Annotated in this window: 12 protein-coding genes; 3 read left to right on the forward strand and 9 right to left on the reverse strand. The window is 68.6% G+C overall.

Annotated features, from left to right (window positions below; all coding sequences use genetic code 11):
* Nucleotides 1-120: 120 nt before the first annotated feature.
* From ACIRS4_RS15120 to rpmH, 9 genes are all read right to left on the reverse strand, one after another.
* On the reverse strand, nt 121-738 hold the full coding sequence (locus ACIRS4_RS15120) for a GNAT family N-acetyltransferase (RefSeq protein ID WP_404195085.1): 618 nt from the start codon (nt 736-738) through the stop codon (nt 121-123).
* 326 nt (nt 739-1,064) lie between these two features.
* Nucleotides 1,065-2,162, reverse strand: a complete 1,098-nt coding sequence (locus ACIRS4_RS15125; protein WP_404195088.1) for a ParB/RepB/Spo0J family partition protein — start codon at nt 2,160-2,162, stop codon at nt 1,065-1,067.
* Nucleotides 2,159-3,232: a ParA family protein gene (locus ACIRS4_RS15130; protein WP_351094475.1), complete on the reverse strand. Its 1,074-nt coding sequence runs from the start codon at nt 3,230-3,232 to the stop codon at nt 2,159-2,161. The genes ACIRS4_RS15125 and ACIRS4_RS15130 overlap by 4 nt, the downstream gene beginning before the upstream one ends.
* A gap of 265 nt (nt 3,233-3,497) precedes the next feature.
* The gene (gene rsmG, locus ACIRS4_RS15135; RefSeq protein WP_356678619.1) at nt 3,498-4,214 is read right to left on the reverse strand and encodes a 16S rRNA (guanine(527)-N(7))-methyltransferase RsmG; all 717 of its coding nucleotides are present in this window, start codon (nt 4,212-4,214) and stop codon (nt 3,498-3,500) included.
* A 120-nt stretch (nt 4,215-4,334) separates the two neighbouring features.
* Nucleotides 4,335-4,847, reverse strand: a complete 513-nt coding sequence (locus ACIRS4_RS15140) for a R3H domain-containing nucleic acid-binding protein (protein WP_130439146.1) — start codon at nt 4,845-4,847, stop codon at nt 4,335-4,337.
* A 15-nt stretch (nt 4,848-4,862) separates the two neighbouring features.
* On the reverse strand, nt 4,863-6,128 hold the full coding sequence (gene yidC, locus ACIRS4_RS15145) for a membrane protein insertase YidC (protein ID WP_404195091.1): 1,266 nt from the start codon (nt 6,126-6,128) through the stop codon (nt 4,863-4,865).
* 3 nt (nt 6,129-6,131) lie between these two features.
* On the reverse strand, nt 6,132-6,485 hold the full coding sequence (yidD, locus tag ACIRS4_RS15150; RefSeq protein WP_130439142.1) for a membrane protein insertion efficiency factor YidD: 354 nt from the start codon (nt 6,483-6,485) through the stop codon (nt 6,132-6,134).
* A complete protein-coding gene (rnpA, locus tag ACIRS4_RS15155) occupies nt 6,482-6,853 on the reverse strand; it encodes a ribonuclease P protein component (protein WP_130439140.1) in 372 nt (123 codons plus the stop codon). Before rnpA ends, yidD begins: the two co-directional genes overlap by 4 nt.
* A gap of 21 nt (nt 6,854-6,874) precedes the next feature.
* Nucleotides 6,875-7,012, reverse strand: coding sequence for a 50S ribosomal protein L34 (rpmH, locus tag ACIRS4_RS15160; RefSeq protein WP_003956500.1), 138 nt, complete (start codon nt 7,010-7,012; stop codon nt 6,875-6,877).
* Nucleotides 7,013-7,387: 375 nt separating this feature from the next.
* Between rpmH and dnaA the strand changes: the two genes are divergently transcribed.
* The 3 genes from dnaA to gnd all read left to right on the forward strand — a co-directional run bounded on the left by dnaA (nt 7,388) and on the right by gnd (nt 12,499).
* A complete protein-coding gene (dnaA, locus tag ACIRS4_RS15165; protein WP_404195094.1) occupies nt 7,388-9,406 on the forward strand; it encodes a chromosomal replication initiator protein DnaA in 2,019 nt (672 codons plus the stop codon).
* Between the two features lie 859 nt (nt 9,407-10,265).
* Nucleotides 10,266-11,396 carry a DNA polymerase III subunit beta gene (dnaN, locus tag ACIRS4_RS15170; protein WP_358799826.1) on the forward strand — a complete coding sequence of 377 codons (1,131 nt, stop codon included), beginning with the start codon at nt 10,266-10,268 and terminating at the stop codon, nt 11,394-11,396.
* Between the two features lie 221 nt (nt 11,397-11,617).
* Nucleotides 11,618-12,499, forward strand: a complete 882-nt coding sequence (gene gnd / locus ACIRS4_RS15175; RefSeq protein ID WP_404195096.1) for a phosphogluconate dehydrogenase (NAD(+)-dependent, decarboxylating) — start codon at nt 11,618-11,620, stop codon at nt 12,497-12,499.
* Nucleotides 12,500-12,551: the final 52 nt, after the last annotated feature.

Here is a 12,551-nt window from a genome sequence, read left to right on the forward strand (position 1 = left end):
GGCGCCGCGGGGCCCACCCCCGGGGGGGTGGGTTTCCCTGACACCCCGGGGGGGGGGCCCCCCGGGGGGGGCCCCCCCCACTCGCTTGTTCCTCGACCGACGATTCGATGGCTGAACCGCTCACAATGGTCTCAGCGCCGGCTCCTTCTGTACCGCCCCCAGCAGCCGGTCGAGAGCCATCTCCACGTCTTCCTTCCAGGACAGCGTCGTGCGCAGCTCCAGTCTCAACCGAGGGTGGGCGGGGTGGGAGCGGACGGTCTTGAATCCGACCGCGAGCAGATGGTCGGCCGGAAGCAGACAGCCGGGCTCCTTCCAGCGGGCGTCCCCGAACGCCTCGATCGCCTTGAAGCCCCGGCGCAGCAGATCCTTGGCGACCGTCTGCACCATCACCCGGCCCAGTCCCTGCCCCTGATAGCCCGGAACGATGAACGCGGTCATCAGCTGCACGGCGTCGGGGGATACGGGACTCGTGGGAAACGCGGTGGAGCGGGGGACGTAAGCGGGCGGGGCGTAGAGCACGAAGCCCACCGGGACCTCGTCGACGTAGACGACCCGGCCGCAGGATCCCCAGTCGAGCAGGACCGCCGAGATCCAGGCCTCCTTCTCCCGGGCGGCCGTCCCCGCTCTTATCGAGGCCTCACCGGTGACAGGGTCGAGTTCCCAGAAGACGCACGAGCGACAGCGCTGGGGGAGGTCCTGAAGATTGTCCAGCGTGAGCGGTACGAGCCGACGCCCCATGAAGGCTGTTCCTCGCTTCCTTCGCTCGCGGCGTCGCGAGCGGCTGTGAGTGCACTCCGTTCTCTGAGCAGGCTGCCGAAGAAGCCTCCGACCGCGCCCAGGCCCAGCCCCGCGCTCACCAGTCCGGTCCGGCTCATCGTTCGCATGGCCCCCGCCTCCCCCTCAGAGGTGCTGCCCGGTGAATGCGCCAACCCTCACGCATCGTATCCACGATGCGATGGCCTCGGTACGGCGAGAAAGCAAAGAGCGGGCCGTGTCCGTCGGGTATCGGACACGGCCCGCTCTTCTGGTCCATCCGGAGCGACTCCGACGGTGAGAGCGAAGGCTCAGCCTTCAGTGCCCTCGGGCTCGCTCTCCAGAAGGCTCTTCTGAAGGGCCAGCCTCTCGCCCGGTGCGAGGGTGCTGAGGATCCGCTCAAGGTCCTCCGGCGAGGCGAACTCGACGGTGATCTTGCCCTTCTTCTGCCCCAGCTCCACCTTCACCCTTGTCTCGAAGCGGTCCGAGAGCCGGGTCGCCAACTCGCTGAGAGCCGGGGCGACGCGGCCACCGGCCCTCGGACCCTTGGGACGCTGGGCCCTCTGCGGCCGCGCGCCCATCAGGGTCACGATCTCCTCGACGGCCCGCACCGACAGCCCCTCGGCCACGATGCGATGTGCCAGCCGGTCCTGCTCCTCCGAGTCCTCCACGGAGAGCAGCGCCCGGGCATGTCCCGCTGAGAGCACTCCGGCAGCCACACGCTTCTGAACCGCGGACGACAGCTTCAGCAGGCGCAGCGTGTTGGAGACCTGCGGCCGGGAGCGGCCGATGCGGTCAGCCAGCTGGTCGTGCGTGCAGTTGAAGTCCTTCAGCAACTGATCGTAGGCGGCCGCCTCCTCCAACGGGTTGAGCTGAGCGCGGTGGAGGTTCTCCAGGAGGGCGTCCAGGAGGAGCTTCTCGTCGTCCGTGGCGCGCACGATCGCCGGGATGGCCTCCAGCCCCGCCTCACGGCAGGCGCGCCAGCGGCGCTCGCCCATGATGAGTTCGTAGCGGCCCGGTCCCAGCTGCCGTACGACGACGGGCTGGAGGAGACCGACTTCCTTGATGGAGGTGACCAGCTCCTGGAGCTCATCGCCGTCGAAGACGACACGCGGCTGACGCGGGTTCGGCGTGATGTCGTCCAGAGGGATCTCAGCGAAGTGGGCGCCCAGGGGAGGCGCAGGGGGCGCCACGGAGCTGCTTGCCGACGACTCCTCTGTTTCACGTGAAACAGGAAGCGCCGCCACCTTCGCCGCTGCCACTCCACGGTCGGCCGTCAGAACCGGCCCGGCCGCAGGGGAGGTGTTGCCCCCGCTTCCCAGGGCCGCCGACGCCGTCGACTTCTCCGTAGGGGCCGCAGGGATCAGTGCGCCCAGCCCACGACCCAACCCCCTCCGTCGTTCACTCACTGGATCCCCTCCACCATGCTCGGGTTGTTCTGTGCGCCGATATGAGCATGGTTGGCGTCATAGCTGACCTCGATGCCCTTCAGCGCGATCTCTCGGGCCGCCTCAAGATAGGAGAGGGCACCGCTCGATCCAGGATCGTAGGTCAGCACCGTCTGCCCGTAGCTCGGCGCCTCGGAGATGCGGACCGAGCGGGGAATGCTCGTCCTCAGCACCTCGTCGCCGAAGTGGGTGCGCACCTCTTCCGCGACCTGCGACGCGAGACGCGTCCGGCCGTCGTACATGGTGAGCAGGATGGTCGACACATGCAGAGCGGGGTTGAGGTGCCCCCGCACCAGGTCGACGTTGCGAAGCAGCTGCCCCAGTCCCTCCAGCGCGTAGTACTCGCACTGGATCGGGATCAGAACCTCCTGGCCGGCGACCAGCGCGTTGACCGTCAGCAGGCCGAGCGAGGGCGGGCAGTCGATGAGGATGTAGTCCAGAGGCTGCTCGTAGGCCTGGATCGCTCGCTGCAGCCGGCTTTCTCGCGCCACCAGGGACACGAGCTCGATCTCCGCACCGGCGAGGTCGATCGTCGCGGGAGCGCAGAAGAGTCCCTCGACGTCGGGGACGGGCTGAACGACCTCCGCCAGCGGGCGGCTTTCGACCAACACGTCGTAGATGGACGGGACCTCGGCGTGGTGGTCGATCCCCAGCGCGGTGGAGGCGTTGCCCTGGGGGTCGAGGTCGACCACCAGGACGCGACCGCCGTGCAGGGCCAGGGAGGCGGCGAGATTGACGGTCGTCGTCGTCTTGCCGACGCCACCCTTCTGGTTGGCGACCACGATGACGCGGGTCTGTTCGGGCCGTGGAAGGCCTTCCCCGGCTCGCCCCAGAGCCTCTACCGCCAGTTGGGCGGCACGACCGATCGGAGTGTCGTCCATCGGGGGCGGGGTTTCACGTGAAACATCCTCCCCCATCGACTCGGTTCGGGGACCGGGGACCGGATCGGTCATCGGTCCCGCGATGTTGGCGTCGGACCGCAAGGATTCACTCTCCTCGACTTCAGGCTCGCAATGAACAGAGCCTCCCATGCCTTCGGGGTCGTGAACCAGTGAGGCCTGGGGTTCTGTGGAGAAATCCACCTTTGTGGACAACTCCGTTCCCCTGTCGAGTGAGCCGAGAGGCTTTCGGTCGCGAGGTTCGGCCGCAGCGCGGCCCCGGCTGATGATGCCCTGCAGCAGTGAGCGACGTTTCACGTGAAACACGATGCACAGCGCCCGGCACCGAACTGCCGCGACACTCCGTCACACGGAGGCGCGGCAGCTTGTGTGGAGTACGCCTAGCGTCCTGTCCGCGTCAGCGGCGACGGCGCGTGCGCCCTGTGCGGGCTGCCTTGGCACGCTTGGCGGCGAACCGCACACCGCCCGGACTCTCCCCGACTTCGACCCGCACCACGGTGGAGAGCGGATCGACCACACCTTCGCCGACGTGGTGGATCGAGGTGCCGACCGCGCCCAGTTTGCTCAGCGCGGTGGCGGCGCTCTTCAGCTCCTCCTCGGCCGTGTCGCCCTTGAGAGCGAGCATCTCCCCATAGGGGCGCAGCAGGGGAATGCCCCAGGTGGCCAGACGGTCCAGTGGCGCGACCGCACGGGCCGTCACCACATGCACCGGCGGCAGCTTGCCCATGAGCTCCTCGGCGCGGCCGCGTACGACGGTCACATGGTCCAGGCCCAGCAGTTCGACGGCTTCGGTGAGGAAGGTCGTCCGCCGCAGCAGCGGCTCCAACAGGGTGATCTTCAGGTCCTCGCGGGCGAGGGCCAGCGGGATGCCGGGCAGGCCGGCGCCGGAGCCGACGTCGCACACGGTCACCCCCTCGGGGACGACCTCGGAGAGCACGGCGCAGTTGAGCAGGTGCCGTTCCCACAGGCGGGGCACCTCGCGCGGACCGATGAGCCCGCGCCGCACGCCTGCCTCGGCCAGCAGCTCGGCGTACCGGACCGCATCCGTGAAGCGATCACCGAATACCGCTCGTGCCTGCTCGGGCGCAGGGGGGAGCTCCACTGCCTCCGTCACGGGGACCGTCCTTCCGTACCGCACCGGCGCGTTGGGCGCCGACCACCAGAACTACCAGGGCTGACAAAGACCGGCCCCGCCTGAGCGACAGACGGGGCCGGTGAAAACGGGTGTACCGAATCAGTTGGGGAGTACGACGACGAAGCGCTGCGGCTCCTCGCCCTCGGACTCGCTGCGCAGGCCGGCCGCCTTGACCGCGTCATGGACGACCTTGCGCTCGAAGGGGGTCATCGGCCTGAGCTTCACCGGCTCGCCGCTGTTCTTCGCGTCGGTCGCAGCCTTGGCGCCCAGCTCGGAGAGCTCGGTGCGCTTGGTCGCGCGGTAGCCGGCGATGTCCAGCATCAGCCGGCTGCGGTCGCCGGTCTCCCGGTGCACGGCCAGGCGCGTCAGCTCCTGGAGTGCTTCCAGCACCTCGCCGTCACGGCCGACCAGCTTCTGCAGTTCGCGGCCACCCGCGTCGCTGATGATCGACACCGAGGCGCGGTCGGCTTCGACGTCCATGTCGATGTCGCCGTCGAGATCGGCGATGTCCAGCAGACCCTCGAGGTAGTCCGCCGCGATCTCGCCCTCCTGCTCCAGGCGGGTGAGGGTGTCTGCACCCTCGGCGGCGGCGGAGGTGGTGCCTTCCGTCACGGGATGGGCTCCTTCTTACTTCTTGGAGGGGGACTTGGGGCGCTGCGGACCGCCCTTGCGCTGACCGGACTGAGCCTTGCTGCGGCCGGCCGATCCGGGCTTCGGCTTGGCGGGGTCGGCGGCTTCGGCGTCCTGCGGCTCGTCGGACTTGGTCAGCGAGGTGGTGGCCTCGCCTGCCGCCTTCGGGCCTGTGGTCTGGCGCTGGGACTTGGTCTGGCGCTTGGGCTGCTGGCGCCGGGCGGCCGCCGCACTCGTGGGCGTGCCGTCCTCGGTGAGGGTGGCGGTCTGGGCTTCGCCCTTCACCACGGTGCCGTCGGCCTGGGCCACGAGGCCCACCTTGCCCAGACCGTTGATGAACTTGCGCTCGTACTCGTTGCGGTCACGACCCTTGGCGACGATGGCCTTGACGATCGTCTTCTCGCTGCGGCGACGCGTCTTGCCGTGGTGCGTGACGGACTTGTACAGACGCTCCAGGTACGCGGCCTGCGCCTTGGAACCCGGGGTCGGGTTGTTGTGGATGACGTACATCTGCTGGCCCATGGTCCACACGTTGGTGGTCAGCCAGTAGACGAGGACACCGACCGGGAAGTTGATGCCGAAGACGGCGAACATGACGGGGAAGACGTACATCAGCATCTTCTGCTGCTGCATGAACGGCGTCTTCACCGTGGTGTCGACGTTCTTCGTCATCAGCTGGCGCTGGGTGAAGAACTGCGAGGCCGACATCAGCACGATCATGAACGCGGTGACGATGCGCACGCTGGTCGGCGAGGCGTCGAGCGCGGCGAGGTCCGAGGAGCTGTCGGTGAACTTGGCGGCCAGCGGCGCGCCGAGGATGTGCGCCTTCTGAGCACTCTCCAGAAGGCTCTGGTTGATCACGCCGATGGTCTCGCCGTTGGCGATGCCGTTGAGGACGTGGTAGAGGGCGAAGAAGAACGGGGACTGCGCCAGGATGGGAAGGCACGAGGAGAGCGGGTTGGTGCCCGTCTCCTTGTACAGCTTCATCATCTCTTCGGACTGGCGCTGCTTGTCGTTCTTGTAGCGCTCCTGGATCTTCTTCATCTCGGGCTGGAGCGTCTGCATGGCCCGCGTCGCCTTGATCTGCTTCACGAAGAGCGGGATCAGGCAGATTCGGATCAGGATCACCAGGGACACGATGGACAGACCCCAGGCCCATCCGGTGTCAGGGCCGAAGATGGCGCCGTACACCGTGTGGAACTGGACGATGACCCAGGAGACAGGTGTCGTGATGAAGCTGAAGAGGCTGGCAATCGTGTCCACTAATCATGCTCCTTGGGCATGGGACGAGGTCTCTGCGGCCGGGCTCGAAGGATGACTCTCTTCGGTGGCCGTTGAGGCGGCGGAGGTCCCGCCCCTGCGTGCACGCCAGGCGTCGCGCAGCATTTCGTGCCACCGCGGACGTTTCCGCGGCGGGACATGGTCCACACCCCCCAGCGACCACGGGTTGCACCGCAGGATGCGCCAGGCCGTGAGGGCCGTTCCCTTGATCGCACCGTGCCGGTCGATGGCCGTGTAGCCGTAGTGGGAGCACGAGGGGTAGTACTTGCAGACCGGCCCGAGCAGCGGACTGATCGTCCACTGGTACAGCTTGATCAGGGCCAGCAGCGGGTACTTCATCGCGCGCCCCCTCCCAGTAGCCGCTGTAGGGCGGCATCGAGGTCTTGGGCCAGCTGTGCGTGGTCGGCGTCGCCCGCGCCGGGCAGCGCCCGTACGACTACCAGGCTACCGGGGGGCAGAAGGGCGACTCGATCGCGCATCAGATGACGCAGTCTGCGCTTCACGGCGTTGCGTACGACCGCCCCGCCCACAGCCTTGCTCACGACGAAACCCGCACGCGTCGGGGGAGCGCTCTCCCCAGGCGCGTGCGGGTCCGTGGCACCGCTTCGAAAGTGGACGACGAGAGTCGGGCGTCCGGCCCGACGGCCTCGGCGTACCGCGGTCGCGAAGTCCTCGCGCCGCCTCAGCCGGTTCTCGGTGGGCAGCACGACGGCATGACCTGACCGGGATCAGGCGGACAGGCGGGCGCGACCCTTGCTGCGGCGGGACGCGAGGATCGCGCGGCCGGCACGGGTACGCATACGCAGCCGGAAGCCGTGGGTCTTCGCGCGACGACGGTTGTTCGGCTGGAAGGTGCGCTTGCTCACTCGGGGGCTCCAGAAATCGATCGGTAGTGGCGGGTGCCGTCCTGGCTGTCACCGTGCGCCCACGAGTAGCTCCCGTTAACGCCCGAGTGCACCGCTTCCCGATCACCTGACGCGATCTGTGCCCATCGGAGGCAGGCGGCAGCAGCCATCGACAACTCGACCTGGTTACGGTACGCGGGGCTACGCCATCCGGTCAAACCAGGGGCCACCGGGCGACACTGTCCACAGCCTGGGGACAACAACTTGAACCGTACCGGTCGCGCTGACTACCGTGGCTGGACTCCGATTCTTTCCCTGGACCCTGACCCCGTCCGCTGTGAATCCCGATCCGTCCCACTGTCACCCGTTCGTGGGACCTGCGAGAGAGCGTGCCCTGTGGCTGACGTACCTGCCGATCTTGCCGCAGTGTGGCCACGCGTACTGGAGCACCTCCTCAGCAACGGCCGAGGCCAGGGCGTCGAGACGAAGGACGAGCGCTGGATCCGGCGCTGCCAGCCGCTGGCACTGGTGGCCGACACCGCCCTGCTCGCCGTACCGAACGAGTTCGCGAAGACCGTGCTGGAAGGCCGGCTCGCCCCGATCGTCAGCGAGACGCTGAGCCGCGAGTGCGGCCGCCCCATCCGCATCGCGATCACCGTGGACGACTCCGTCGGCGAGCCCTCGTCGCCGTCGGCGCCCGCCCCGGCCTCCCGGTACGAAGAGCCCGAGCGTCCCCCCGGCCAGTACGACAGCCCGTACGACAACAAGTACGACGGCTACGGCCGGCACCGCTCGGAACAGCCCCCCGGCGGACACGGCGCCACCAGCGGCTCGGGCGGCCCCGGCGAGCACGCTTCCCGGCAGGACCCGCTGCCCACCGCCCGCCCCGCGTACCCCTCGGAGTACCAGCGCCCCGAACCCGGCGCCTGGCCGCGGCCCACGCAGGACGACTACGGCTGGCAGCAGCAGCGCCTCGGCTTCCCCGAGAGAGACCCGTACGCGTCGCCGTCCCAGGATTCCTACGGTCCCTCCGGTCAGGACTCCTACGGCTCGTCGTCCGCCCAGGACGGCTACGGAGGCCCGGCGCAGGACGGGTACGGCTCGTCTCCCCAGGACTACCGCCCCCAGAAGATGGAGCGACCGCCCTACGACGCGTCGCCCTACGACCAGAAGCGCCCGGAGTACGAGCCGACGCGCGCGGAGTACGAACCGCAGCGCCCCGAGTACGACCAGCGCGACCCCACGCGGCGTGAGCTGCCCGAGCCGTCCGGCGGCGCGGGGCATCCGCATCGCGGCGGTCCGATGGGCCCCGGCCAGCCCGGCGTCGGCGGATCCGGCCCGTCGGCGGCGCAGTCCGCGCCGGCCGGCGGTCCCGGCGAGCCGACCGCGCGGCTGAACCCCAAGTACCTCTTCGACACCTTCGTCATCGGCGCGTCCAACCGCTTCGCGCACGCGGCCGCGGTCGCCGTCGCCGAGGCGCCCGCCAAGGCGTACAACCCCCTCTTCATCTACGGGGAGTCGGGCCTCGGCAAGACCCATCTGCTGCACGCGATCGGGCACTACGCGCGCAGCCTCTACCCGGGCACGCGCGTGCGGTACGTGAGCTCCGAGGAGTTCACCAACGAGTTCATCAACTCCATCCGCGACGGCAAGGGCGACAGCTTCCGCAAGCGCTACCGCGAGATGGACATCCTGCTCGTAGACGACATCCAGTTCCTCGCGGACAAGGAGTCGACGCAGGAGGAGTTCTTCCACACCTTCAACACGCTCCACAACGCCAACAAGCAGATCGTGCTGTCCAGCGACCGGCCGCCCAAGCAGCTGGTCACGCTGGAGGACCGGCTGCGGAACCGTTTCGAGTGGGGTCTGATCACCGACGTGCAGCCGCCCGAGCTGGAGACGCGCATCGCGATCCTGCGCAAGAAGGCGGTGCAGGAGCAGCTCAACGCCCCGCCGGAGGTGCTGGAGTTCATCGCCTCGCGGATCTCGCGCAACATCCGCGAGCTGGAGGGCGCGCTGATCAGGGTGACCGCGTTCGCGTCGCTCAACCGGCAGCCGGTGGACCTGGGGCTGACGGAGATCGTGCTGAAGGACCTCATGCCCGGCGGCGAGGACTCGGCGCCCGAGATCACCTCCACGGCCATCATGGGCGCCACGGCGGACTACTTCGGCCTGACCGTCGAGGACCTGTGCGGCACCTCGCGCGGCCGCGCCCTCGTCACCGCCCGGCAGATCGCCATGTACCTGTGCCGTGAGCTGACCGACCTGTCGCTGCCGAAGATCGGCGCGCTGTTCGGCGGCCGCGACCACACCACGGTCATGCACGCGGACCGCAAGATCCGCAACCTGATGGCCGAGCGACGCTCCATCTACAACCAGGTGACCGAGCTGACCAACCGCATCAAGGCCGGCTGACCGAGCCGCGCACGGCCTTCCAGGGCGCCCCGGGGACCGATCCCCGGGGCGCCCTTCTTCGTGCTCACGTCATCCGCTGTTCGATTACCGGCCGGGTTACGGCCTTCGTCCACAGATTCGGCGACTTTTTCCCCTCCACAGCCTGGGGACTGCGGAGTTTTCCCGATCGTGTCCACAGGCTGCCCTGTTGAGGGACCATCAGAGCAGGTCATGTGGCTGTGGATTCGTGGACGAAGGGTTTCCACAGACTGTGGACAACGCGATGGTCCCCACCCTGTGGACGGACTTGTCCACCGACAACCCACAGACTTCGGCCGGTTGTCCCCAGCCGAGGGCGGCTTCTCCACATGGCTGTCCACTGTTCGGCAACCCGCCGCGCCTGATCACCGCGTCGAGTGAAAGCCGTCACACGAAGCTGCCGGGGGGCCCTGTGGGAAAGACGGCGAAACCTGGGGACGCAGCTGGGGAGAACTCGGCCCTCCCTGTGCACGGAGTGTGCAGAACTTTTATTTCTCCACAGACGGGCCTGGTTATCCACTGCCTCCGCCCACAGGGTCAGTGGATAAAATATCGCCTCTGAGCTGCGGAAACGGGGTTATCCACGGTTTCCACAGGCCCTACTACTACTCCCGACTAGAGAGAGTGAGGAATCCGTTTCGAAGGGGGTCCTGTGCACAACTCGCCCTTCGGCGCCCGGCTGCCCCTCGTCACGACTTGACCCCGAGAGGCACCTACTGTCAGTGCCGTGCGTCAGACTGGTCTCCGGTGGTCCTTCCCCCCTCGGGGGCCGACGACACCGAGACAGACGACGAAGGCCAGGCAGGGCGAGAAGCGCCGGCAACAGCAGGAGGCGGCAAGAGTGAAGATCCGGGTGGAACGCGACGTACTCGCGGAGGCCGTTGCCTGGGCGGCGCGCAGCCTCCCGGCCCGTCCGCCGGCGCCTGTCCTCGCCGGCCTGCTCCTGAAGGCCGACGACGGCGCGCTCAGCCTGTCCAGCTTCGACTACGAGGTCTCCGCACGGGTGTCCGTGGATGCCGAGGTCGAGGAGGAGGGCACGGTCCTCGTCTCGGGCCGCCTGCTCGCCGACATCTGCCGCGCACTGCCCAACCGTCCGGTGGAGATCTCCACAGACGGTGTACGGGCGACGGTGGTCTGCGGATCCTCGCGGTTCACCCTCCACACACTGCCTGTGGAGGAGTACCCGTCGCTGCCGCAGATGCCGAACGCCACGGGCACGGTCCCCGGTGAGGTCTTCGCCTCCGCGGCCGCCCAGGTCGCCATCGCCGCCGGCCGCGACGACACGCTTCCCGTCCTCACCGGTGTGCGCATCGAGATCGAGGGCGACACGGTGACGCTGGCCTCCACCGACCGCTACCGCTTCGCGGTCCGCGAGTTCCTGTGGAAGCCGGAGAACCCGGACGCCTCCGCGGTCGCCCTGGTGCCCGCCAAGACGCTCCTGGACACCGCCAAGGCCCTCACGAGCGGCGACAGCGTCACGCTGGCGCTGTCCGGCTCGGGCTCCGGCGAGGGCCTGATCGGTTTCGAGGGCGCGGGCCGGCGTACCACGACCCGCCTCCTCGAGGGCGACCTCCCGAAGTACCGCACGCTGTTCCCGACCGAGTTCAACTCCGTCGCCGTGATCGAGACCGCCCCCTTCGTGGAGGCCGTCAAGCGCGTGGCTCTGGTCGCCGAGCGCAACACCCCGGTGCGGCTCAGCTTCGAGCAGGGCGTGCTCATCCTCGAGGCCGGCTCCAGCGACGACGCACAGGCTGTGGAGAGGGTCGACGCCCAGCTGGAGGGCGACGACATCTCGATCGCGTTCAACCCGACCTTCCTGCTGGACGGTCTGAGCGCCATCGACTCGCCGGTGGCCCAGCTGTCGTTCACGACGTCCACGAAGCCCGCCCTGCTGAGCGGCAAGCCGGCGCTGGACGCCGAGGCGGACGACGCCTACAAGTACCTGATCATGCCGGTGCGGCTCAGCGGCTGAGCCGAGCCGTCGGCGGCCGGGCCGGTCCTCGGACCGGCGTCCTGGTCCGGCCCGGTTGTCCACAGTCGGTGGACAACCGGGTGGGCCTGTGGGGAGAAGTCGCAGGTGGGGGCGTACGTCTGAGCGCGTATGCCCACAGCTGTGCACGACCGTCCGGGTTTAGGCTCGGACATGGGTACGAAGGTGCCCCACACGCCACACAGCGACCTAAGGAACAACTGATGGAGCTCGGTCTCGTCGGCCTCGGCAAGATGGGCGGCAACATGCGCGAGCGGATCCGCCGCGCCGGCCACACCGTCATCGGATACGACCGGAACCCGGACCTCGCCGACGTCCACAGCCTCGAAGAACTCGTGGGCAAGCTCGAGGGCCCGCGCGTGGTGTGGGTGATGGTCCCGGCCGGCGCCGCCACCCAGTCGACGATCGACGAACTCGCCGAGCTGCTGGAGCCGGGCGACGTCGTCGTGGACGGCGGCAACTCCCGCTGGACGGACGACGAGAAGCACGCCCAGGAGCTGGCAGCCAAGGGCATAGGCTTCGTCGACTGCGGCGTCTCCGGCGGCGTCTGGGGCCTGGAGAACGGCTACGCCCTGATGTACGGCGGCGACGCGGAGAACGTCGCCAAGGTGCAGCCGGTCTTCGACGCCCTCAGGCCGGAGGGCGACTTCGGCTCGGTGCACGCCGGCAAGGTCGGCGCCGGCCACTTCGCCAAGATGGTCCACAACGGCATCGAGTACGCGATGATGCAGGCCTACGCCGAGGGCTGGGAGCTGCTGGAGAAGGTCGACTCGGTCACGGACGTGCGCGAGGTCTTCCGTTCCTGGCAGGAGGGCACGGTCATCCGCTCCTGGCTGCTGGACCTGGCGGTCAACGCCCTCGACGAGGACGAGCACCTGGACAAGCTGCGCGGCTACGCGCAGGACTCCGGCGAGGGCCGCTGGACGGTGGAGGCCGCCATCGACAACGCGGTGCCGCTGCCGGCCATCACCGCGTCCCTGTTCGCGCGGTTCGCCTCCCGCCAGGACGACTCGCCGCAGATGAAGATGATCGCCGCGCTGCGCAACCAGTTCGGCGGCCACGCCGTGGAGTCGGCGAAGAAGTAGCTCCGGGTCGCAGGAACCCGGGCAGCACGACGGACGCAACGATCCACAGGGC

This window comes from Streptomyces sp. NPDC101166, assembly GCF_044768125.1.
Lineage (GTDB): Bacteria > Actinomycetota > Actinomycetes > Streptomycetales > Streptomycetaceae > Streptomyces.